Source organism: Halomonas denitrificans (assembly GCA_019800895.1).
Taxonomy (GTDB): Bacteria; Pseudomonadota; Gammaproteobacteria; order Xanthomonadales; family Wenzhouxiangellaceae.
Map to the genome: position 1 here is coordinate 721,408 of JAHVKF010000001.1, position 23,635 is coordinate 745,042.

Genomic DNA, 23,635 nt, shown 5'->3' on the forward strand with positions numbered 1-23,635 from the left:
TGCTCCCCAAGGCGCCTCCTCCAGGCGGAGTGCCGGTCCGCCCGGGCGGACCGCCGTGGTTCGTCACGAGGTCGAGAGAATACCCCAGCTCGATGGCCGACCCTTCACCCGCCTCGCCGGCAGCGCCCTAGAGGTCGCGAGCGACCCGGAATCCGACACGGGCGTCGGTGCTGTCTTCCCGGCTCGACAGGCGGAACGCCGACCGGCTCATCGCCGGGGTCGAGGACCAGGAGGCGCCCCGGATCATCCGCCGTTCGCAGCCCGGGTTGACCCAGGCCGTGCCGTCGGACGGTGCGCGGACATAGCTGTCGTGCCAGCAGTCCTCGAGCCACTCCATGACGTTGCCGCCCATGTCGTAGAGGCCGAAGGGATTGGTCTGCAGGCTGCCCGCCGGGGCCGGACCCCAGTAGCCGTCGGTGTAGCGATCGAAGGCCACGGTCCAGGTGCGCGAGTCGGTGAATTGATCGCCGCTGCCGGTCACGTTCTCGACCGCCTCGTCCGGGCTACCGTCGCCCCACCAGTACGGCGTCTGGGTGCCCGCGCGCAGCGCGTACTCGAACTCCGCTTCCGACGGCAGGCGATAGGGCCGGTCGGTGCGGCGCGCCAGCCAGGTGACATATGCGTTGGCATCGTTCCAGGACACATGGATCACCGGCAGGTCCGGGTCGGCCTCGTCGCCGACGTAGTTCATGCGCCAGGTCACGCCGCGTTGCTCGTCGACCCGACCGCTGCCGGCGCGATAGACCTTCGACCGGCGCGCCCGTTCCGCGTCGGTCACGTAGCCGGTTTCATCGACGAAGCGTGCGAACTGGCCGACCGTGATCTCGGTCTGGGACAGCGCGAAGCCGTGGTCGAACTCGACCCGGAACTGCGGCCCCTCGTTGTCGACGCGGTTGTCCTCGTCTTCCGGCGATCCCATCAGGAAATCGCCGGCCGGAACCACCACCATGACCGGCCCGAGGCCGTCGCCGTCGCCGAGACCGTCCTGGAAGACCTGGCCCGGTTCGAAGCCGCCGTAGCGGATCGCGTCGTCGAGCAGCGTGCGCAGCGATTCGACCTGGTCGGTCGGTGCGCCCAGCGCCACCAGCTGGTTGATCTGGGTCTCGGCCCGCTCGTAGGCCTCGTCGTCGATCGACGAACGGACGTCCGCCGCAAGGGCACGGACCTGGTCGGCACGTCCCGCAGCAAGATCGGCTTCAAGCGCCGCGATCCGATCGGCGTCCGCATCGCGTTCGCCGGCCGCGATCAGCAGCGCCGCGGCCGTTTCGAAATCGTTCTCCGCGATGGCGGCTTCGGCGCTGTCCAGCAGCGCCACCCGCACCGCGTCCAGGCCCGCTTCGGCCTCCGCGTTGCCCTCGTCCTGTTCCAGCGCCCGCTCGTACAGCGTCCAGGCCGAGGCATCGGCCGGCTCGAGCAGGTTGCCTTCTTCCAGCGCTTCGTCGGCCTGGGCCAGCAGCCGGGCCAGGGTCTCGGCCCGGGTCCGCGCCTGCTCCACCTCATCGACCACCGCGCGATCCGGGTCCAGGGTTCCGATCACGTTGGCCAGCCGGGTGGCCAGGGCCAGGTCACCGGCGTCCAGCGCAGCACGCGCCTGGGATTCGACGTCGTCGAGCAGATCGGCCAGCTCGGCGGCAATGTCCGGATCGTCCGGCACGAAGGCCCGGCGGGTCAGCAGGTTCTGCAGCTGCGCGTCCTGGTCCGGGTCCGGCAGCGAGACCTGCGGCTGCGACTCGACCGGCGTGGCCGGCGCTTCGATGGCCGGAATGTCCATCGACCATTCCTGCGAGCCTTCGCCGATCACATCCCCCAATCGGCGGACTCGTCGTTCTTCTTCCTGCTCCTGTCCTTCTGCGGCTGCGGCCGGGTCGGCCTGCGCGCCTTCCTGTTCGTCCTGTGCCCATGCGCTACCATGCAGCGCGAGCACCACGAACAGTCCCACCAAGGCATACGAAGATTTCATCTGGAAATTCCTGCTGCGAGTGTTTCATCCAGCGCGCGGCAACCTTCTTCCGGGTGCTCGCGGGCCAAGCCCTTTCCGCGTAAACATAGCGCAACTGGTTGGACGCGACAAGCAAACCGGACGATCCGGACGGGAACCCGAACCATGAGCAGTACACATCGACGACGCGCACCCGGCGAGATGCTGGACGCGCCCCGCTTTTTCATCGATCGAATCGACTCGCTAGAAGATCACGCTTCGGAGATCGAAGCGTGTCACGCCGTCGGAATCGACACCGAATTCGTGCGCGAGCGCACATTCTTTCCGCAGCCCGGTCTGCTGCAATTCAGTGACGGAAACGCGGTCTGGCTGATCGATCCGGTCGCCCTGGGCGAGGTCGGGGAATTCGTTTCCCGACTGGCCGGGTGGATGCGGAATCCGGGCCGGGTCAAGATTCTCCACAGCGTCGGCGAGGATTTCGAGGTGATCGAACGGGTCTGCGGGGCGCTGCCGGAACCGCTGTTCGATACGCAGATCGCGGCCGCCATGCTGGGCATGCCGCTGCAGCTGAAGTACGAGACCCTGGCCGAGGAACGGCTCGGCGTGACCTTTCCCGGAGGACTGGGCCGCAACAACTGGCTGCGGCGTCCACTGCCCGACGCGTGGATGGCCTATGCGGCGCACGACGTGATCGGCCTGCCCGAACTGATGGCGCGACTGGCCGAGGGGCTGGACCGGGCCGGCCGGTTGGGCTGGCACACGGAGGACTGCGCGCGGCTGGTCGAGCGGGCCCGTCGGCCCGTCGATCCGCTGACCCGGATCCGGGGCGCGGATCGACTCGACGACGACGCGCTGGCCCGGCTGGACCGGATGGCGCGGTGGCGCGACGAAGAGGCCCGCAGGCGCGACCTGCCGCGGACCTTCATCGCCGCCGATCCGGTGCTGCTGGAGATCGCCCGACGCAATCCCCGCGACCCCTCGGGGCTCGAGGGCATCGACAAGCTCAAGCCCGGCGCCGCCCGGCGCTTCGGTCCGACCCTGATCGAATGTTGCCGCACCCCGACCCCGGACTTCGTCCGCCCGCCGGAGCTGCAACCGCTCACCCGGGAAGACCGCGACGCAGTGACCGATCTGCAGAAGACGGTGCGAACCCGGGCCGAGGAGCTCGACGTCGACCCTGCGCTGCTGGCGAGCAAGCGCGAGTTGACCCGGATCGTGCGCGGCGAACGGCCGGACTGGCTGGACGGCTGGCGCGGCGACCTGTTCGGCGCCGAGCTCGAACCCTGATCCCCCTCCCGGGCTCCCGGGATGGGGTGACCGGGCGAGCATCTGCGGCCCGGACCTGCCTGACCGCGCGCCCGCTCACGAATCGCTCTGGTACTCTTTAGCCCGGCGTCGCCCCGGTAGCTCAGCGGATAGAGCAGCCGCCTCCTAAGCGGCAGGTCGCAGGTTCGACTCCTGCCCGGGGCACCAGCGCCCCAGGCCGGCATCGCCGGAACGACCAGGAGGGGCGGCGGAACCCGATCCGGCCCGACCGGCCCAAGACTTCCGGACCTTCGATGAATCGACTCCAGACGCATCCCCCTCTTCCCGGCCGTTTCCACCCTCGATGCAGCACGCGGGCCGACCCGGCGGCGCGACGCGCCCCGGTCGCCGCGCTCCGCCTCCTCGTCGCAGCCCTGCTGCTGCCGGCGTCCGATCTCGTCGCCGCCGACCCGGTGCCGCTCTGGCAGCTGGACGCCAAGGCGGCGCTCCGCACGGGCCCGGTGGCCGGGCTGCCGTCCTCGGCGCGTCACCCGATCGTGGCCGATCCCGCTGGCCTGGCCGACGCGTCGACGGTCGCGCTGACGCTCCCCGACGGCCGCAGCGTGACGCTTCGGAGCGGGCCTGCACACCGGCACGGCAACGGCGATTCCAGCGTGCGCGTCCACAGCGATGCGAAGTCGCCGATCCCGGCGGCGGGCGTGCTCACCGCCGGCGCGTCCGGCCTGTTCGGGCGGCTCCGCGTCAACGGGAGGCTGCTCCTCGTCCACAGCGACGTCTCGGGAGCCTGGCTGATCGATGCATCCCGCCCGGAGCTGATCGTCGACGACTTCGGCAGCGACGTGCTGACCCCGACGCTCGACGCGGCTGCGCACGGGCGCGTGCGTTCCGAAGCCCGCGTGCGGGCCGCGGCAACGGAGTCGACCGACCGGGCCGACGACCCGCCTCGCGGCCAAGCGACCGTCCGCTCGGGCGAGGCGACCGTGATCGACGTGATGTTCATCTATCCCGACGCCATGCAGGCGCGCTATCCCGGCGACCTGCTCGAGACCCGGCTCAACCACCTGGTGGCGATCGCCAACCAGGCGCTGGCCGATTCGGGCGTGCCCGCGGTGGTCCGCAAGGTGCTGCAGCGGCCGGTCGGCTCGCTGCCGACCGACAACAACAGCGAGATGCTCGGACTGCTGTCCGATGCGGTCGACGGCACGTTCGTGCCGGGCCTGGAGAACCTCGCCGCGATCCGGGACCAGGTCGGCGCCGACCTGGTCGTGCTGACCTGGCCGCACGACATCGAGACCCGCGGTTCCTGCGGCATCGCGTTCTTCCCGCGGCCGGCCGACGACCCGGATCCTCGCTACGGCGTCCACATCACCAACGACGGGGTCAGCAACTGGTCGATCTGTTCCGACGCGGTGTTCACCCACGAACTGGGACACAACCTCAACGCGCGCCACCAGCAGTTCCCGGGCGACGATCCGTCCCTGTCCAACTATGCCTACGTGCAACTCGGGCGCTTCAACACCGTGATGGGTTCCTTCGGCACCGGCGACCCCAACCGGTTCCTTCGCCTCGATCGCTTCTCGTCGCCCGACCTCCAGTGCGGGGGCGGCCCCTGCGGTTCCGAGATCGACGGCGAACGGGCCGACAACGCCGCCGAACTGCGGCGACGGATCGGCCAGGTGGCCGCCTACCGCGGCGGCACATCGACCGCGCCCGCACCGGACCCGGTCGACGCCGACAGCGACGGCGACGGCGTGCCCGACTCGACCGATCCCTACCCGCTCGACCCGCTCGACGGCCAGGCGCCCGCCCCGCCCCCGCCGCCTACCTTCGCCGGGCGCGCCCTGCGAGCCATGGGCAGCATCGACGACTACGAGCTGCTGGTGGTCGACAGCGCCCTCGACCAGGTGCTCGCCTTCAACCTCGACGGCAGCGCGCGGGGCACCGCGGCGGCGCCGCAGGCGGTCGACGACCTGCCCGTGCTGACCGAATTCAGCGACCTGGCCGTCGATGGAACCGGCCTGGCCTGGCTGCTCGCGTCGGCCGACGTCCGCCGCTACGACCGGGCGACGGGCGCGCTGGTCGACGTCTTCCTCGATTCCGAGCGACCGGAGCCGCGCGAACTGCTCAGCGCGTTTCCGCGGGCCCTGGGCTTCGATCCGGCCGGCGGCCTGGTCGTGCTCGGCGACAACGCGGTCGAGCGCTACGACGAGACCGGCCGACGGCGGGCCGAGCCGCAGCCGGGCGATTCGACCAACCCCGCCGACTGGAACACCTTGATGAGCCTGCCGCTGCGCGCCTTCGCCTTCGGCCCGGAGGGGCATTTCTACCTCGCCGAGGGCGGACAGGGCCGGATCCTGGTGTTCGATGGCACGAGCGGGGAACGGCTCCAGAGCCTGGCCTTCGGCGGACAGCTGAGCGACCCGCGCGACATGGGCTTCGGGCCCGACGGCCTGCTCTACGTAGCCGACGGCGCGCGGGTGGTCCGCTTCGATCCGAACCTGCCGGGCGTGCCCGAGATTCTCGTTCCGCCGGGCCGCGGCGGCCTGGCCAGCGCCCGCGCGCTGGCCTTCGGGCCCGCCGGCGATCTCTTCGTGGTCGATCGCGACCGCGGCGGCGTGCTGCGCTTCGATGCCGCGACCGGCGCCTACCTGGACGACGCGGTGGCACCGGGACAGCTCCAGGCGGCCGAGGCGATCGCGATCGCGCCGAAGCTGCGGGCCGTCCGTCCGGGCCATTCGGGTCACTGGTTCGACCCGGATCGCTCGGGCGAGGGCTGGCTGGTCGAGGTGCTGCCCGATGGTCGCGCGGCGGTGCTCTGGTTCACCTACCCGGCCGAGGGCGAAAGCGACGAGCAGCTCTGGCTGACCGGCGCCGGCACGGTCCAGGACGATGCGATCGTGATCCCGGACCTGCTCCGGGCGCGCGGCGGACGATTCGGACCCGGCTTCGACCCGGCCGATATCGAGTTGTCGAGCTGGGGCGCCCTGACGCTGCGCTTCGACGACTGCAGGCGCGGGACCGCGGAGTGGGCCGGAGCAAACGGCTACGGAAGCGGATCGCGCGCCATGCAGCGACTGGCCGGGATCGAGGGGCTGCCCTGCGAAGAGGCACCGCGGCCGGCGGCCGCCGAGCGGCCGGGCCTCAGCGGCCAATGGTACGACCCGGCCCAGGACGGCCAGGGCTGGCTGCTCCAGGAAGTGCGTCCCGGCGAGTTGTTCCTGGCCTGGTTCACCTACGATCGCGACGGCATCCCCGCGTGGATCGTCGGCGGCGGCACGCTCGACGGTGCCGTCGCGACCTTCGACGACCTGCTGATCACCCGCGGCACGCGCTTCGGCGACGCGTTCGACGCCGCCGAGGTCGATCGTCTTTCCTGGGGCCAAGCGACCTGGGTATTCGAGACCTGCACGTCATCGTCGATCGAATGGACCAGCGACGACCCAGGGTTTTCCAGCGGGCAGCTGGAGCCCGTCCGGCTGACCCGCCTCGACGCGCTCGATTGCAGCGTGCCGTCGGCCGACTGAACGGCCGAGCGACGGCCGGCCCGGCGTCGACCCGCACCGCGCTCTGCGCGTCTCGCGCCCCGGCTCAACGGTCGCCGACGAACTCGATGAAGCCCTTCAGCCAGCGGTCGATCTGCTTGATGGTGCGCTCGTCCGGGCCGGACTCGCCGACGTCCTCGCCGAGCGCGTCGGCGGCGCCGGAGACCCGGAGATGGTCGGGGAAAAGAGCGACCTTGAACTGGCGCAGCATGACCAGGCTGCCGGCCTGGGCCAGCGTGGTGCCCAGGCCGCCCGGCGTCGCGCCGCACAGCGCAGCGGGCTTGCCCGAGAACGTCGGCGCCATCTTCTCCGGCGGTCGGGTCAGCCAGTCGAGTGCATTCTTGAACACACCGGGCATGGCGCCGTTGTACTCGGGGGTCGAGAGGATCAGGCCGTCGGCGGCGTCGATCCGTGCGCGCAGGGCCTCGACGGACTCGGGCACGCCGTGTTCGTCTTCGAGGTCGCCGTCGTAGAGCGGTATGCCGTGCAGCGTGGCGCAATCCACGTCGACGCCGTCAGGCGCCCGTGCCGCAATGGCCCGGGTAAGCCGGGTGTTGAACGATTCGCGGCGCAGGCTGCCGCTGATGGCGATCAGCTTCATCGGGAGATTCTCCTTGGGGCTTCGATGGAAGAACGTGCAAGCGATTCGTTGCGGCACGATCCGGTCTCGGTCGATACGGCGGGACGGGCCCGGGACGCTGAGCCACGCACCGGGCAACAACCCGGGCCCGGTCGGGGCCGCACGGTGGCGCCCGGGCCGTCCAGACGATAACCGGGTTCGGCGTAACGAGGTTTCATTGTGCACGGAATCGGTGAATGCAGCCGGTCGCTCGGACGACGAAGGACCTTGCAGCGCTTGTGGGCCATGCCGTATAGTGCGTCGCTGGACCTGGTGCAGGTCCCGCCCCGTTACGACCTCAATTCAAGAGAAAGGGAGTAGTACAAGATGAATCTGAAGAAGAACGCGACCCTGATCGCAGCAGCGGCCGCGCTGTCGCTGGCCGCCGGCGCAAGCTGGGCCCAGGACGGCAAGACCGGCGCCAGCGCCGTGATCTCGTCCGCCGACGGCAGCATCGCCGTTTCCGAGCCGACCTTCACGCCGCGCGGCGCCGCCTCCGTCGGCTGCCAGAGCTTCGACGGCATCGACAGCTGGGACGGCCTCGACGACCCCGACAACATCGTCATCGACCTGAACATCGGTGCCGGCAACGCGCTGACCGGCGTGGGCTGGGACATCGGCATCGCCACCGTCGGCGCCAGCTGGCTGAGCGAAGCCACGATCCAGCATTCCGATTCCAACGGCTCGTCCGACCCGAACGCGATCAACCTGACCGTCGGGATCGGTGACGACACCTCCGGCGACCAGGACTACAGCTCCGGCGGCGCGATCATCGACTTCACCGACAACGGCCTGAACGACATCGTCGCCGGTGCCGACGGCATCCTGCGCCTGCAGATCTTCGAGAGCTTCGACGACACCTCCGATGCGGTCGACGCCAACATGCGCAACGCGGCCATGCCGGCCCTGTGCGCCGGCCTTGCGCTGGCCTGCACCGACCAGGCGGCGTGCAACGGCGCCGTTGCGGGTCTGCCGGAGAGCCAGCCGGTTCCGGTCAACAACCCGTGGGCCCTGGGCCTGCTGGTGCTGGTCCTGGCCGGCCTCGGCTTCGTCGCCGTGCGTCGCTTCGCCTGAGCCTGACGTGACTTGACGGTCCGCTTCGGACCGAACGAAAGAAGGCGGCCCCGGGCCGCCTTTTTTCATGGGCGGCGCAGGTCGCTCGTCCCCGGCGATGCAGGCGTGAAGGCCGGCGCAGCAAGAACCGAACGGGTACACTCTGCGCCTCACGAAGTCGACCGGGAGGAACTCCGTCATGGGCATGCTGAAAGGCAAGAAGGCGCTGATCGTCGGCGTGGCCAGTCCGCGCTCCATCGCATGGGGCATCGCCGAGGCGATGCATCGCGAAGGGGCGAAGCTGGCATTCACCTACCAGAACGAGAAGCTCAGGAGCCGGGTCGACAAGATCGCCGAGCAGACCGGCTCGTCGATCGTCCTGCCGCTGGACGTCGCCGAGGACGACCAGATCGATGCGGTGTTCGAAACGCTGAAGAGCGAATGGGACGGCCTGGACATCATCGTCCACGCGGTGGGCTTCGCGCCGCGCGACCAGATCGAAGGCGAGTTCGCCGACGTCGTCTCGCGCGAGGGCTTCCGTATCGCGCATGACATTTCCAGCTATTCCTTCGCGGCGCTGGCCCGTGCGGGCCGGCCGCTGATGGAAGGCCGCAACGGCGCCCTGCTGACCCTGAGCTACCTCGGCGCGGTTCGGGCGATGCCCAGCTACAACGTGATGGGCCTGGCCAAGGCGTCCCTGGAAGCCGGCGTCCGCTACCTCGCCCACGGCCTGGGTCCGCACGGCATCCGGGTCAACGGCATCTCCGCCGGTCCGATCAAGACCCTGGCGGCCGCCGGCATCTCCAAGTTCCGGGCGATGCTGGACCACGTCGAGACCACCGCCCCACTGCGCCGCAGCGTGACCATCGAGGACGTCGGCAACACCGCGGCCTTCCTCTGCTCGGACCTGGCCGGCGGCATCACCGGAGAAATCACCTACGTCGACGCCGGCTACAACATCGTCGGCATGGCCGGCCTGGACTGAGGCTCGACCAGCGGATCGCGGAAAACGCGAGATCTTTACCGCGGATGAACGCAGATTGAAGCCCTTCAATGCAGCGCCGGGTGCCATCCAATTGCCGGCAACCGGATGACCGGGGGGCAGAACTTCGAACGATCGATCATTCCGGGACGTCGCAGAACATAATCAAGAGTTCTGGTCTCGAGGTCTGAAGTCCAGTCGCTTGCAGTATCGAAGGTTCGGTTTTCGGTTCGATCTGCGTTGATCTGCGTTGATCTGCGGTTTCAATTGCTTTTCCCTCGAACACGAAAACGCCCCGGCAGGACCGGGGCGTTTTCAATGGTGCGGTCGAGCGGGCAGGATCAGACGAGCTTTTCGAGCTCCGGCACGATCTCGAACAGGTCGCCGACCAGGCCGAAGTCGGCGATCTCGAAGATCGGCGCTTCCGGGTCCTTGTTGATGGCAACGATCGTGCCGGCGTCCTTGATGCCGGTCAGGTGCTGGATCGCGCCGGAGATGCCGACCGCGAAGTACAGCTCCGGGGCGATGATCTTGCCGGTCTGACCGACCTGCAGTTCGTTCGGCACGTAGCCGGCGTCGACCGCCGCACGCGACGCGCCGACCGCCGCGCCGATCTTCTTCGCGAAGCTGTAGATCACGTCGAAGCCTTCCGACGATCCCATCGCGCGGCCGCCCGAGACCACCCGGTCCGCGGTCTGCAGGTCCGGACCGTCGCCGCCGCCGGTCTCGACCCGGACGAAGCGCGTATGGCCCGGATCCGACGCGCCGGCTTCGCGGGTTTCCACCTCGACCGCGGCGTCGCCGTCCGCGGCCGCGGAATAGGAGGCACTGCGCACGGTCGCGACCACGGTCGTGCCGGTCGGCACCTTCACGGTGACGATGGCGTTGCCGGCGTAGATCGGCCGCTTGAACGTGTGGGCATCGATGACCTCCTGGATGTCGGAGACCTGGTTGACGCCGATCAAGGCCGCGGCGCGCGGCATCACGTCCTTGCCGAAGGTGGTCGACGGGCCGAACACGTGGCTGTAGTCCTCGGCCAGCGCCGCGATCTCGGGCGCAAGGCGGGCCGCCGTGGGATGCTTGAACTCGTCGCTTTCGATGGCGAGCACGCGGCGGATACCGCCGAGCTTCGCCGCCTCGGCCGGGACGGCGCTGCCCGGTTCGCAGAACACCGCCACATCGATCGCATCGGCGCCGACCTCCAGCGCCCCGGCCAGGGTCTTGGCGGTCGCCGGGTTCAACCGGCCGTCCTCGTGTTGGGCAATGATCAGGAGAGTGGTCATCAGAGCAGTCCCTTGTTCTTGAGTTCGTCGACGAGCTCACGGGCCGATTCCAGGACCCGCCCACCCGAACGCTTCGGGGGCGGCTCGAACGCGGTCAGCTCGAAGCCTGCACCGCGCTCCACGCCCAGGTCGTCCAGGGTGAGTTCCTCCAGCGGCTTGCGCTTGGCCTTCATGATGTCCGGCAGCTTGACGAAGCGGGGCTCGTTGAGCCGCAGGTCGGAGGTCAGCACGGCGGGGAGATCGACCTCGATGGTCTCCAGACCCGCGTCGACCTCACGCGTCACGGTCGCGGTCTCGCCCTCGAGCTCGACCTTCGACGCGAAGGTCGCCTGCGGGCGGTCCCACAGCGCAGCCAGCATCTGACCGGTCTGGTTGTTGTCGTCGTCGATCGCCTGCTTGCCGAGGAACACGATCCCGGGTTCCTCCTTCTCGACCAGCTTCAGCAGCGCGCGGGCTGCGGTCAGCGGCTGGACCGCGTCCTCGGTGACGACGTGGAGCGCGCGGTCCGCCCCCATCGCCAGGCCGGTACGCAGTTGCTGCTGCGCGTCCTTGCCCCCGATGGTGCAGACCACGACCTCGTCGGCCTTGCCGGCCTCCTTGATGCGCAGCGCTTCTTCCAGCGCGATCTCGTCGAACGGGTTGATCGACATCTTGACGCCCTCGGTCTCCACGCCGGAGCCGTCGGACTTGACGCGCACGCGGACGTTGTAGTCCACGACCCGCTTGATCGGAACGAGAATCTTCATGGGTTGGGCAGCCTCGCGAAATGGCTCGAAAGTCAGCCCGCTATTGTAACGAAGCGCGATGCGCGGCGGTTCCGCGCCCGTTCACGCGCGCCGTCCGGCGCGGGGCCGTTGTTCCAGGGAGCCGCTTACAGGTTGGTGTAGTTGGGGCCGGAACCGCCCTCCGGCGTGACCCACTCGATCACCTGGTAGGGATCGGCGATATCGCAGGTCTTGCAGTGGACGCAGTTCGCGGCATTGATTTGGACGCGCTTGCCGCCCTCGTCCTCGACCACTTCGTAGACATTGGCCGGGCAGAAGCGCGTACAGGGATTGCCGTATTCCTCCTCGCACTTCTCGAAGCACACGTCCGGATCGAGGATCTTCAGGTGGACCGGCTGGTCCTCGTCGTGTTCGGTCGAGGCGAAATACACCGACGCCAGCCGGTCGCGAGGAGGCAATTCACGTTCGACGAACTCGTAGTCGAATACCTCGCCGTTGCGCTTGCGGAACTGCGCATGGTCGGCATGGTTCGACAGGGTCCGCGGGAGCTTGCCGGCCGTCACCGTCTCCACCGCCGCGGTCAGCAGGCCGCGCCACATGCCCTTGTGGAACCCGGGCCGGATGTTCCGGACCTTCCTGAGCTCGGCAACGATGTCCGACTCGCGGAGACGCTCGTCGAAGCCGGTGGTCGTCCGCTGCTCGGCGATGTGCTCTGCGGCCAGCATCCCGGATTTCATGGCCTGGTGCGTTCCCTTGATCTTCGGCACGTTGAGCAGGCCGGCCGAGTCGCCGATCAGCAGGGCGCCGGGCATCTCCACCCGGGGCAGGCTCTGGTAGCCGCCCTCGACCAGCGCCCGCGCGCCGGCCGACAGGATCTCCCCGCCGTCGAGCAGCTCGCGCATGCTCGGGTGGTGCTTGAACTGCTGGAACGCCTCGAAGGGCGTGAAATCGGGATCTTCGTAGTCCAGCGCGCAGACGAAGCCGATCGCGAGCCGGTCCTTGTCGAGGTGGTAGACGAAGCTGCCGCCGTAGATCTCCGGCGGCAGCGGCCAGCCGATCGTGTGCTGGATGTGGCCCGGACGCACGCGGCCCTCGGGCAACTTCCAGAGTTCCTTCATGCCGATGCCGTAGGTCTGCGGGTCGCATTCCGCGTCCAGGCCGTACTTGCGCACGGCCCGCTTGGTCAGGTGCCCGCGGCAGCCCTCGCCGAGCACGGTGATCGGCGCTCGGATCTCGATGCCCTGGACGTAGCTGTCCTTCGGCTCCCCGGCGCGGTCGACGCCCATGTCGCCGATGATCACCCCGCGCACCGCGTCCTCGTCGTCGTAGCTCAGGTCCGCGGCCGCGAAGCCGGGAAACAGGTCGACGCCCAGGGCCTCGGCCTTCGGGGCGAGCCAGGCGCACATCGCGCCCAGGGAAACGATGAAGTTGCCGTGGTTGTTCTGCTGCGGCGGCGTGGGCAGTTTGCGCGAGCCGCTCTTCGACAGCATCCGGAACTCGTCGCTCGCGGCCGCCACGCAGATCGGCGGCGGGTCATCGCGCCAGCCCTCGACCAGCGCGTCGAGCGGCTCCGGCTCGATCACCGCGCCGGACAGGATGTGGCCGCCGATCTCGGCCGCCTTCTCGATCACGCAGACGTTGAGCGACTCGTCGAGCTGCTTCAGGCGCATCGCGCAGGACAGGCCCGCCGGCCCGGCCCCGACCACGATGACGTCGTATTCCATCACTTCGCGAGGCTGCGACTCGACTGCGGAAGACTGGCCTTCGGACATGCTCGAATACCGCGTTTCGGGTGGGCGACCAGTATAGCGGCTCGCTCGGGCGAGCCCGTCAGTCCATGGCGCGGACGCGGGCCACGTAGCGTCCGGCGATCGCCCGCCAGTCGAGGTCGGACACCCAGCGCGCGGCGCGCTCGGCGAGGGCCTCTCGAGCGTCCGGGTCGCCGAGCAGGTCCTGCACCACGTCGGCCATCGCGTCGGGGTCGTCGACGACCCGCAGCTGCTCGCCGTCGTTCACCGGCAGGCCCTCCATGCCCTTCGACGTGGTGACCACGGGCACCCGGGCGGCGAAGTCGTCGAGGATCTTCATCCGCGTGCCCCCGCCGGCGCGGAGCGGGATGACCGCCAGGTCGGCCCCCATCAGGTGGCCGGCCAGGTCATCGACCGCGCCGGCAAAGGTCACGCCCGGCAGGCCCTGGGCGGGCGGTTCGGGCCCGAAGGCGATCACCGAGGCCCGCAGGCCGCGCTCGGCCAGCCGCGGAAGCAGGTGCGAGGACAGCTCCTCGACCGCCTCGAGATTGGGCGGATAGGAATAGATGCCGTGATAGACCAGCACCGCGTTGTCCGCCGGCAGGTCGAAGGCCCTGCGAAGATCGACCGGTTCGGCGCGCTCGAAGCGCTGCAGATCCACCCCGTGGGGGATGGTCACGACGCGCGCTTCGCGCACGCCGGCCGCGACCAGGTCGTCGCGATCGCGATCGGAGACCGTGATGACGTGATCGCAGGCGTTGGCCAGGTCGATTTCGGTCCGCCGCAGCAGCCGCGCGCCGCGCGCGCCGAGCTCCGGCACCTGGTCGGCGATGCGCTGGAACTCGACGTTGTGTTCGACCATCAGCGACCGGGTGCCGAACAGCCGGCCGGCCCAGACCGCCGGGTGGGCGTAGGCCGGGAACTCGGCCTGGACCGTCTCAACCGGGAAACGCTTGAGCAGCCACAGCAGGCGGGCGTGCAGGCCGCGATCGACCAGCGGCAGGTACAGGAACGCGTTCGAGTACGGCAGGCCCCGACCCATCAAGCGCAGCAGGTTGACCGGACGCGGCCAGCCGGCCAGTCGGGGCCACGCGGGAAAGCGGTGTTCCGTACGCTCGCCGCGCTCGTAGACCCAGTAGCGGTCGCGCCGGTCGGTCAGCAGGACCACCCGATCGACGTGGAAGGACAAGCCCCACGCGGTTCGCTCGATCTTGACCGCCGCGCCGTGGTCGGTCGGAAACAGGTCGCTGCGGCTGGTCACGATCCACGTCCGGCCGTTCGCCTCCGAGGGCTGGGGGCGATCGGCGCCGCGCCGCCGAAGCCATCGATGGAACGGGACGCGGATGCGATGGTGCACCCACTGGCCGAGGTAGGTACGCAGGGCCCGGCGCCAGCCGGCGGACGTGGCTTCGGGTCCGGCCAGTTCCAGTGGCTGCGGGCGGTTCGCCGGCGCGGCGCCGGCGAGCCCCGCGAGGTGCTCGTGGAGCGCGCCGTAGTGGAAGCCAGCGTCGAGACGCTCGCCGGCCAGCGTCCGCGCGTTCACGGCGGCCCGGGCCAACTCGTCCGGCCGATCGGCGAGGCGCCGCAGCAGCGGGGCGAGTTCGGCAGGCTCGTCGATCAGCCAACCGGCGCCGTGCGCTTCGATCGCGGAGGCCATCGGCAGGAAGCGGTTGGCGATCACCGGCACACCGAGGCACAGGGCATCGCTCATCCGGAACGACTGGCTGTAGCGACGTTCGGTGTTCTCGTCGCAGAGCTCGAGGAGGACATCGCAGTGCGAAAGCCGCTCGAGATACGCGTCGAACCCGGTCATGTCGGCGCCGCCGGCCTCGACCAGTGACCAGCCGGGCGGGGGTTCTGTCATCGGTTCGAGCCAGCGCGCCGACACGCGCCACGGCCAGTCGTGGCCGCCCGCGAAGACCGTTCTCGGCGCATCGTCCGCCGACGACCGATCGGTCTCGCTCGCCGGTCGGACCGGCCCGGCAATGGGTACGACCCGGGTCGGCACGCGGAAGCGGCAATCGTGGCCGGCCAGCATCAGCCAGGGCAGCATCAGGTCGGCCTGGCGATCGTTGCCGATCCACACTTCTCGGCAGCGCGACAGCAGCGCGATCAGGCGGCGCGCGTCGTCGGAGAGCTGCGAACGATCCTCGAACATCCGCTCGAGCATCCGCGGCGCGATGTAATCCAGGACCAGCGGGCCGTCCAGTCCGCCGGGGATCCAGTGCGCAAGTTCCCAGTACCCGAGGATCGTCACGTCGGGACGACGGCGGCGGATCCGAAGCGCGAGGGCCGCTGGGGAAGACACCGGATGCACGGTGAAGTCGCGGCCCGATGCACCCGAGTCGCTGCCGCCCTCCTCGTCCGGATGAGCATAGGTCACTTCCGCCCCGCGATCGGCCAGGGCCTCGGCGATCCGCGTATGGCGCACCGCGAGGCCGTTGGCCGGGCGCGCCGGATCGACGGGCGGATGTTCGCTGAGCAGCAGGACGCGGAGCTGGGCCACGAAGGTGTCCGTCGGCAAGGGGCCGTAAGGATAAGTCATCCGGTCGACCGCCTGCGACGCCGCCCCGGTGCTTGTGGTCGTCCAGCGCATTGCCTATAGTCGTCGCGGGTGCCGGATCGGATACGAGTCCATGGTCGACAAACTCGAACAGCGGATGTTCCTGCTGCTGCTGGCTGCGGTCACCGCGCTGTTCCTTTTTCTCCTGAAGCCGTTCTTCGCGCCGATCCTGTGGGCCTGCATCGTCGCGGTGCTGTTCCAGCCGGTGCAGGTCCGCCTCGAGCGCGCCTGGGGCGAACGCCCGAACCTGACCGCCCTGACCACGCTGCTGGCCTGCGTGGTGCTGGTCGTGCTGCCGGTCCTGCTGCTGCTCGCTTCCTTCGCCCAGCAGGGCATCGCGCTGTATCGCCAGATCGACACGGGCGAGATCCAGCCGGCCCAGTACATCGACCAGGTCCGCAACGCGTTCCCGGCCGTGCAGGGCCTGCTGGAACGCTTCGACATCGACCTCTCTTCGCTGCGCGACAGCCTGACCGGGGCGGCGGTCGCCACCAGCCGCTTCCTGGCCCAGAACGCGCTGGCCCTGACCCAGGGCACATTCTCGTTCATGCTGAAGCTCGGCCTGATGCTGTACGTGACCTTCTTCCTGCTGCGTGACGGCCGGCGCCTGGTCGAACTGATGGTCCAGGCCCTGCCGCTCGGCGACGAGCGCGAACGGATGCTGTTCCAGAAGTTCGCCGAGGTCACCCGGGCCACCGTCAAGGGCAACCTCGTCGTGGCCATGGTCCAGGGGGCGCTGGGCGGGATCATCTTCTGGATCCTCGGCATTCCCGCCGCGCTGCTGTGGGGCGTGGTCATGGCGGTGCTGAGCCTGATCCCGGCGATCGGCGCAGGCCTGATCTGGCTGCCCGCGGCGATCTACCTGTATGCCATCGGGTCGTGGGTCTCGGCCACCGTCCTGCTGCTCTACGGCGTGCTGATCATCGGCCTGGCCGACAACATCCTCCGGCCGATCCTGGTCGGCCGCGACACCAAGCTGCCCGACTGGCTGGTCCTGCTTTCGACGCTGGGCGGCCTGGCCATGTTCGGGATCAACGGCTTCGTGGTCGGGCCCCTGATCGCGGTGCTGTTCATCGCCTTCTGGCAGATCTTCGGCCGCGAATTCAACCAGGGGCACCCGGAGCATCCCGACCATCCGGGTCGCGACGAGCCGTTGGCGGACTCCGCCGGGGCGCTGTCCGGTGACGATCGGGAAGGCGACGGCGGCGATTCGAAGTGAACGCAGGCCGGAGAAGCCGATGACGCGATTTCTGCGCACCCTGTCGACCAGGGCCCTCGCGGCCGCCATCGCGATTGCCCTCGCGGCCTGCAGCCCCGACGGCGAAATGCCAGGCGAGCGCCACGGTGAGAATGCCGACGACGGCGGGGGCGCCGAGCTCGATCCTTCGATGCTGGACGGCCGGACGTGGCGCTTCGAGCGGGTGGGCGACGAAGCGGTTCCGGACGACCTCGAGATCACGCTGGAGATCGCACCGGGAAACGAAACCGAGGCGGGGCGCCTTGTCGGCCTCGCGGCCTGCAATCGTTACACGGCGGAGTACTCGCTCGACGGATCGGCATTGAAGGTCGGTGCACCCGCGTCGACCAAGCGCGCCTGTCCGACGCCGGCGATGGCGGCCGAGGCACGCTTCCTGGACGCCCTGCGTTCGGCCGCCACACTCACGGTGGATGCGCAGGGACGGCTGGTGCTGACCGACGCCGACGGCCGGCGGTCGATCGCCCGGCCGGAGGCACCGATCGACGAGACCGAAGCGTCCGACTGAAGCCGGGGCCGCCGGCGACGACCCGTTTCCGGCTCTCCGACCGGCAAGCCTCCCTTGCCGGTCAGAAATCGTCGCAGCTGTCGAGATCGTTCGGCCGCGTGAGGCGCGTCAGCGGCCGCTCGCCGCTACCGAAGCCGGGCGAGTCGTAGGCCATCACGGCGGTGCTGCACCCGGTCACCCGGAACGTGATCGTGCCCCATTCCTCGATGGTCCGATCGTCGGGGTCGAAGTCGTCGCCGAACTGCGGCCCGTCGAGGATGAACATCGGAACCGTCACCTCGCTGGGGCCGAAGTCGAAGTTGACGTTGCCGGCCAGCCAGAACTGTTCGCCTTCGAAGAAATCGTAGAGATAGATCACCAGCGTGGCGTCGGCATCGGCCTGGCCCGGGTTGGCGACCTCGACGTTCAGCCCGCGGCCCGGGTTGACCGGATCGAACCAGCTGCCCGTGTGGAGCGGCACCAGCGGGAACCCGTCGGACTCGAACACCCGCACGATGCGCGCCGGCACGGCAGGGAAGTCGCTGAACTGGATCGGAAACACCGTGAGCGTGCCGGTTCGCGCACTCTGGATCCGATCCAGCACGCCGAGTCCGGCCACCACTTCGCCGAACACGGTGAAGTCCTCGTCGAGAAAGTCGTTGACCCCGGTATTGATGTAGAACTGGCTGGTCGCGCTGTTGCGGTTCGGCGGATTGCCGGACAGGGCCATCGCGATCGACCCCGGGACGTTGAGCAGTCCGTTGTCGGTCTCGCTGGCAATCGGCGGGAAGGTCGGTTCCCGGAACGTCAGCCGCTCGTCGTAGGCGCCGGACTGGATGATGAAGTCCTCGATCACCCGCTGGAAGATCAATCCGTCGAAGAACCCGTCCTCGACATAGGCCAGGAAATTGGCCACCGTGATCGGAGCGGCGCTCTGGTCGAGTTCGAGCTGCATCGGCCCGTAGGTCGTCTCCATCCACACGGTACGGACCTGGGCCCAGGCGGAGGTCGAAGCCAGCAGCAACGTGGCCAGCAGAAAACGAACGGTCATTCGGATACTCCTTGCATGTTGAAATCGGAAGGTGTCGAACGCTTCGGCGTCGAGGACGTGCGGCCGCGAAGGCCGCCGGAGTCCGTGCGACGCCGGCCCTGGATCGGCGCGGCTGCCGACCGGAGGCTCAGGCGCCGGCCAGCGCGACGCGGTTGCGGCCCTCGGCCTTGGCCCGGTAGAGCGCGCGATCGACTCGCTGCATCAATTCCAGCGGCGGCTCGTCCGGGCGCGAATGCCCTGCACCCACGCTCATGGTCACGCTCAGGTCCTCGCGTGGACGCAGCGCCGCCACGCTTCGACACAGGCGACGGGCCAGCGCCTCGAGTTCGCTGTCGGTCAGGGGTTCGGCGACCACCGCGAACTCCTCGCCGCCGAGACGGAACGATTCGCTGCCCGCCGGGGCCAGCTCGCGCAGCACGTCGGCGACGCGGCTCAGCACTTCGTCGCCCACGGCGTGACCGAAGCGATCGTTGACCGCCTTGAAGTGGTCCAGGTCCATCAGCAGCAAGGCGTACCCGAGCGACTGTCGTTGCGCCACGACCTGTTTGAATCGCCGGCGGTTTCCAAGGCCGGTCAGCGCCTCGCGCAGGCTGAGCAGGCGCAGTTCGCGCATCATCCGGCCGGAGTGGCCGATCAGCGCCAGCAGCCCGAGACTGGCCAGGCCCATGCCGGCGATCCGTGGCACATCCTCGACGAAGGCGGACACCCAGATCGGCTGGCGGACGATCTCGTCCATCACGTCGGCGGTGGCCGAAACCAGCCACAGACCCAGCCCGACGGTCAGGAATAGGTGAACCCGGGTCGGCAGTTCGCGCGACTGCACCATCACCAGGATGGTCGAGAGCAGCAACGCGATCATTACTTCGGCACCGGCCCCGAAGCTCAGCAGCCGGGACACAGGCAAGGCCGGGAGCAGCGCCAGGTGGAGGCCGATCTCGAAGGCCAGGACGCCGCCGATCACCACCAGATAGGGCCAGCGGCGCGTCGCTTGAGCAGCCGGGGCCTCGCCGACGTCGTGGATCGGCTCGGGGTCGATGTCGAAGAGATTCGGCGACGTGTTCACGGTCGGTTGGGGGCGATCGCTTGGCAGGGGCGGACGGCGCAGCGCCTATGGTACGACGGACCGGAGAGCGGCGCACGCGCCGCGTCCGGAGCTGTCCTTCCCCGACCCGGGTGCGCTCCTACGGGTCCGACGACTGCCCCCGTGCCGGCGCGACGCGTTCCAGCGCGTCGAGCAGGTAGGGCTCGACGAAGGTCGCGAGCGCGGCCTGGGCCTGCTCCGTCGGGTGGATTCCGTCGTCCATCAACATGCCGGGCCGGTCGACCAGGGGCTCGAGGAAGAACGGCAGCAGCTCGAGCCGATGGGCCTCGGCCAGCGCCGGGTAAACCGCCTCGAACGCGTCCACGTAGCGCGGGCCGAGGTTGGGCGGCAGGCGGACCTGCATCAGCAGCACCTGCGCGCCAGCGGCGGCACCGGCCTCGACGATCGCCGAGAGGTTTTCGCGCAGTCGCTGCGGTGACAGCCCGCGCAGGCCGTCGTTTCCTCCGATAATGACCAGCAGCACGTCGGGCGAGTGCTCGGCCAGCAGGTCGTCGACGCGAGTCCGTGCGCCCGCCGATGTGTCGCCCGAGATGCTGCCGTCGATCAGCCGATGCTCCGGCCCGATGCGACGATCGAGTCGCGCCACCCAGCCGGCTTCACGCGGCATCCCGTAGGCATCGGAGAGACTGTCTCCGAGGACGACCGCCGTGGCACCGATCGACGCCCCCGGCAGCAGCGCCAGCCCGACCGACCATCCGACTCCAAGCAGGAAGACTCCGAATCGTGTCACGCACTTCTCCTTCGAATGAATCCGCTTCCGGCAGCCCGCCCTCGGCGCCCCCGGCAGATCGCGAACCGGGCGAGGCGCTGCTTCGCGCCAGCGGCGTCGGTTTCGACGTCGACGCGCCGGGCGGCCGCCTCGAGATTCTGGACGATATCAGCCTGGCGTTGATGCCCGGCGAGTCGCTGGCCATCGTCGGCGCGTCCGGTTCGGGCAAGACGTCGCTGCTCGGCCTGCTGGCGGGGCTCGAGCAGCCGACCCGCGGCCGGATCGAACTGGACGGGCATTCGCTCGAAGGGCTGGACGAGGACCGGCGCGCCGAGCTGCGTCGGGCCCGGATCGGCTTCGTGTTCCAGTCGTTTCACCTGATGCCGACCCTGACCGCCCGTGAGAACGTGATGCTGGCGCTGGAAATCGCAGGCGTTCGCCAACCTCGCAGCGCAGCCGAGTCGGCGCTCGCCGAAGTCGGCCTGTCGCACCGATTCGACCACTACCCGCGCCAGCTCTCGGGCGGCGAGCAGCAACGCGTCGCGATCGCGCGGGCCTTCGCGCCGGAGCCGCGCCTGCTGTTTGCCGACGAGCCGACCGGCAATCTCGACCGGCGGACCGGCGAACAGGTCGCCGACCTGCTGTTCCGGATCAACCGCGAACACGGCACGGCGCTGGTGCTGGTCACCCACGACCCGAGCCTTGCGGAGCGCTGCCAGCGAATCGCCGAGATCGATGCCGGCCGGCTGGTGCGGACCGAAGCCAACGCGACCCGGGCCGCATGAGCCCCCTGCGTCTGTCGTCGCGCTTGCTGGTGCGCCAGGGGCGCTCCGGCGCGCTCTGGATGCTGATTCTCGGGCTGGCCGTCGCCACCGCGGCGCTGACCGCGGTCACGCTGTTCACGGACCGGGTCGGACGGGCGCTCGACCGTCAGGCCGGCGAGGTGCTGGCGGCCGACCTGCGCATCAGCAGCCGCGACGGAATCGATCCGGCCTGGGTCGACGAAGCCGAGCGCCTGGGGCTCGACACCGCGCGGGTGCTCGAACTCGATACCGTGGTGTTTTCCGAGTCCGATTCGGGCTTGTTCGAGATCAAGGGCGTCAGCAGCGGCTACCCGCTGCGCGGCCGCCTCAGGACCAGCGGCGGGGCGGGACTCCCCGACGCCCCGGCGGAGGCACTGCCGGCCCGGGGCGAGGCATGGATCGAGCCGCGCGGCCTGCGTACGCTCGGCATCGAACTCGGTGACACGATCTGGATCGGCGAACGGGAGCTGGAGGTCACCCGCCTGCTCACCTACGAGCCCGACCGGGGGGACGGCCCGTTCGCGCTGGCGCCCCGCGTTCTGCTCGCCCTCGACGATCTCGCCTCGGCCGGTCTGCTGGGGCCCGGATCCCGCGCCAGCCATCGCCTGCTGCTCGCCGGGGCCAGCGATCTCGTCCAATCGTACGCCGAAGCGATCGAGCCGACGCTCGACGATCGAAGCCGCCTGACCACCGTCGACGAGGCGGACGCCCGCACCGCGGGCGCGCTCGAACAGGCGCGGCGCTTCCTCGCGGTCGCGGCCCTGACCGCCGTGGTCCTCGCTGCCGTCGCGGTGCTGCTGGCCGCGCTGCGCTTCGCCGACGCCCAGCGCGACCTGGTGGCGGTCCTGAAGGCCTTCGGGGCCCACGGTCGCGACGTGCAGCGAGCCCTGGTGCTGATGCTGCTGTGGCTGGTCCTGATCGCGGTCGTCATCGGCGGCGCGGCGGGCGCGATCGGCCAGCAGGGAATCGCCGACATCCTCGGTCGCGGGCTGCAGGAGCCGCTGCCTCCCGTTTCGGCCTCGCCGATGCCCGGCATCGCGCTGTTTACCGCCCTGCTGGCAATCGGCTTCGCCCTGCCTCCGCTGGCCGCGCTGCGCCGCGTGCCGCCGATGCGCATCCTGAACCGCTCGCTCGACCGCGGATCGCGCGCCGGCGCGTCGGGTTGGCTGCTGGCTGTCGCCGTCGCCCTGATGATCCCGGTCCTGCAGCTCGGCGAGGCACGCCTGGCGATGCTGGTGCTCGGTGGCTGCGCCGTACTCGCGCTGGCGCTGGCAGCGAGCGCCTGGGCGGCCGTGCGGATCACCCGCGCCGCGGCCCGGCGCGTCCGGGGCACCTATCGTTTCGGCCTGGCCGGACTGGGTCGGCGCGAGGCCATGAGCATCGTCCAGACCGTGGCCCTGGGCCTCGGCCTGATGGCCCTGCTGCTGCTGGTGGTGGTGCGGACCGAATTGATCGAGCAGTGGCGTGCCAGCCTGCCGGTCGACACGCCGAACCACTTCCTGATCAACGTGCAGCCGGTGCAGGCCGACGACGTCCGGCAGCGCCTCGCCGCTCTCGGAGCGACCGGACTGCAGGTCCGCCCCATGGCCAATGCCAACCTGGTCTCGATCGACGGCGACACGCCGCGCGAGGACCCGTTCACCGGCCAGGTCAACCTGTCCTGGATCGATCGCCTGCCGCCGGCCAACGAGGTCACCGAGGGGCGCTTCTGGGCCCCCGGCGAGCGAGGTCAGATCTCGGTCGCCCGGCGCTGGTCCGAGCGGGTCGGGGTCGGCCTCGGCGATCGAATGACCTTCGACGCCGGGGGGCGGACCCTCACCGCCGAAGTGACGAGCATCCGCGACGTCGACTGGGGATCGTTCAACGTCAATTTCTTCCTGCTGTTGACGCCGGAAGCTGCGGACTCCCTGCCCCACCAGTACGTGGCCAGTTTCCGCGTTTCCGAGGACGCGCTGGATGCGCTGGACGACCTCGCCCGCGAGCTGCCCAATGCCACGCTGCTCGACGTCGGAGCGCTGGTCGACCGGGTGTTCGAGATCATCGACCAGGTCAGCCGGGCGGCCCAGGTGGTGTTCCTGTTCACGCTGGTCGCCGGCCTGGTCGTGCTGCTGGCCGCCCTGGAAGCAACCCGGGATCAGCGACGCAGCGAGGCCGCCCTGGTCCGCGCGCTCGGCGCGGATCGGCGCATGGTGCGGGGCGGTCTGCTGCTCGAGTACGGAATCATGGCAGCGATCGCGGCTTCGCTGGCCTGCTGCGGCGCGGCGGTCGTCGGTGCACTGCTGGCCGACGAACTGTTCGGCTTCGCCTATCGGCCCGGCTTCGCCCTGTTCGCGCTCGGTTTCTCGGTCGCCGTCACGCTGATCGTGGGCGCCGGCTGGCTGGGCAATCGAAGCGTGCTCGCGACCCCGCCGGTCAGGATTCTCCGCGCACGCTGATCGCGCATTCCCGGCGGAGCCCGGGATGGCGCAGGTCGAGACGACGAGCCGACCGCAGCGAGCGGCCGGGAGC

The 23,635-nt window shown here is 69.7% G+C and carries 17 protein-coding genes and 1 tRNA gene; 9 read left to right on the forward strand and 9 right to left on the reverse strand.

Translation table 11 applies throughout. From position 1 onward, the window contains the following. Positions 1 to 127: 127 nt before the first annotated feature. Positions 128 to 1,960: an SUMF1/EgtB/PvdO family nonheme iron enzyme gene (locus KUV67_03255; protein MBY6203888.1), complete on the reverse strand. Its 1,833-nt coding sequence runs from the start codon at positions 1,958 to 1,960 to the stop codon at positions 128 to 130. 144 nt (positions 1,961 to 2,104) lie between these two features. Between KUV67_03255 and KUV67_03260 the strand changes: the two genes are divergently transcribed. The 3 genes from KUV67_03260 (at position 2,105) to KUV67_03270 (ending at position 6,729) form a co-directional block, all read left to right on the forward strand. Beyond that, positions 2,105 to 3,226 (forward strand): HRDC domain-containing protein, encoded by a 1,122-nt coding sequence (locus KUV67_03260; protein MBY6203889.1) that lies wholly within the window; start codon positions 2,105 to 2,107, stop codon positions 3,224 to 3,226. Positions 3,227 to 3,336: 110 nt separating this feature from the next. Beyond that, a tRNA-Arg gene (locus KUV67_03265) sits at positions 3,337 to 3,412 on the forward strand. A gap of 86 nt (positions 3,413 to 3,498) precedes the next feature. Continuing rightward, positions 3,499 to 6,729 carry a hypothetical protein gene (locus KUV67_03270; GenBank protein MBY6203890.1) on the forward strand — a complete coding sequence of 1,077 codons (3,231 nt, stop codon included), beginning with the start codon at positions 3,499 to 3,501 and terminating at the stop codon, positions 6,727 to 6,729. A gap of 64 nt (positions 6,730 to 6,793) precedes the next feature. Here KUV67_03270 and KUV67_03275 read toward each other — a convergent pair whose 3' ends face one another. Continuing rightward, entirely contained in the window at positions 6,794 to 7,348 is a 555-nt protein-coding gene (locus KUV67_03275; GenBank protein MBY6203891.1) for an NAD(P)H-dependent oxidoreductase, read from the reverse strand. Between the two features lie 345 nt (positions 7,349 to 7,693). On the opposite strand from KUV67_03275, the gene KUV67_03280 reads away from it, so the two are divergent. Together KUV67_03280 and KUV67_03285 are read left to right on the forward strand one after the other, a co-directional pair. Beyond that, complete coding sequence (locus KUV67_03280) at positions 7,694 to 8,440, forward strand: hypothetical protein (protein MBY6203892.1); 747 nt, start codon at positions 7,694 to 7,696, stop codon at positions 8,438 to 8,440. A gap of 178 nt (positions 8,441 to 8,618) precedes the next feature. Continuing rightward, on the forward strand, positions 8,619 to 9,404 hold the full coding sequence (locus tag KUV67_03285) for an enoyl-ACP reductase (GenBank protein ID MBY6203893.1): 786 nt from the start codon (positions 8,619 to 8,621) through the stop codon (positions 9,402 to 9,404). Between the two features lie 338 nt (positions 9,405 to 9,742). On the opposite strand, the gene KUV67_03290 is transcribed toward KUV67_03285, so the two are convergent. The 4 genes from KUV67_03290 to KUV67_03305 form a co-directional block, all read right to left on the reverse strand. Next, a complete protein-coding gene (locus KUV67_03290) occupies positions 9,743 to 10,684 on the reverse strand; it encodes an electron transfer flavoprotein subunit alpha/FixB family protein (protein ID MBY6203894.1) in 942 nt (313 codons plus the stop codon). After that, complete coding sequence (locus tag KUV67_03295; protein MBY6203895.1) at positions 10,684 to 11,430, reverse strand: electron transfer flavoprotein subunit beta/FixA family protein; 747 nt, start codon at positions 11,428 to 11,430, stop codon at positions 10,684 to 10,686. The genes KUV67_03290 and KUV67_03295 overlap by 1 nt, the downstream gene beginning before the upstream one ends. Positions 11,431 to 11,555: 125 nt before the next feature. Continuing rightward, complete coding sequence (locus tag KUV67_03300; protein ID MBY6203896.1) at positions 11,556 to 13,181, reverse strand: electron transfer flavoprotein-ubiquinone oxidoreductase; 1,626 nt, start codon at positions 13,179 to 13,181, stop codon at positions 11,556 to 11,558. Positions 13,182 to 13,239: 58 nt separating this feature from the next. Next, entirely contained in the window at positions 13,240 to 15,702 is a 2,463-nt protein-coding gene (locus KUV67_03305) for a glycosyltransferase (protein ID MBY6203897.1), read from the reverse strand. A gap of 91 nt (positions 15,703 to 15,793) precedes the next feature. Between KUV67_03305 and KUV67_03310 the strand changes: the two genes are divergently transcribed. Continuing rightward, positions 15,794 to 16,939, forward strand: a complete 1,146-nt coding sequence (locus tag KUV67_03310; GenBank protein MBY6203898.1) for an AI-2E family transporter — start codon at positions 15,794 to 15,796, stop codon at positions 16,937 to 16,939. 19 nt (positions 16,940 to 16,958) lie between these two features. After that, positions 16,959 to 17,483: an META domain-containing protein gene (locus tag KUV67_03315; GenBank protein ID MBY6203899.1), complete on the forward strand. Its 525-nt coding sequence runs from the start codon at positions 16,959 to 16,961 to the stop codon at positions 17,481 to 17,483. 61 nt (positions 17,484 to 17,544) lie between these two features. Here KUV67_03315 and KUV67_03320 read toward each other — a convergent pair whose 3' ends face one another. The 3 genes from KUV67_03320 to KUV67_03330 form a co-directional block, all read right to left on the reverse strand. Next, positions 17,545 to 18,513, reverse strand: a complete 969-nt coding sequence (locus KUV67_03320; protein ID MBY6203900.1) for a peptidylprolyl isomerase — start codon at positions 18,511 to 18,513, stop codon at positions 17,545 to 17,547. 127 nt (positions 18,514 to 18,640) lie between these two features. Further along, on the reverse strand, positions 18,641 to 19,576 hold the full coding sequence (locus KUV67_03325; protein ID MBY6203901.1) for a GGDEF domain-containing protein: 936 nt from the start codon (positions 19,574 to 19,576) through the stop codon (positions 18,641 to 18,643). Positions 19,577 to 19,694: 118 nt separating this feature from the next. Further along, the gene (locus tag KUV67_03330; protein ID MBY6203902.1) at positions 19,695 to 20,345 is read right to left on the reverse strand and encodes an arylesterase; all 651 of its coding nucleotides are present in this window, start codon (positions 20,343 to 20,345) and stop codon (positions 19,695 to 19,697) included. 161 nt (positions 20,346 to 20,506) lie between these two features. Here KUV67_03330 and KUV67_03335 point away from each other — a divergent pair, with 161 nt between their 5' ends. Together KUV67_03335 and KUV67_03340 are read left to right on the forward strand one after the other, a co-directional pair. Next, on the forward strand, positions 20,507 to 21,109 hold the full coding sequence (locus KUV67_03335; protein MBY6203903.1) for an ATP-binding cassette domain-containing protein: 603 nt from the start codon (positions 20,507 to 20,509) through the stop codon (positions 21,107 to 21,109). Next, on the forward strand, positions 21,106 to 23,562 hold the full coding sequence (locus KUV67_03340) for an FtsX-like permease family protein (GenBank protein MBY6203904.1): 2,457 nt from the start codon (positions 21,106 to 21,108) through the stop codon (positions 23,560 to 23,562). Before KUV67_03335 ends, KUV67_03340 begins: the two co-directional genes overlap by 4 nt. Positions 23,563 to 23,635 lie beyond the last annotated feature (73 nt).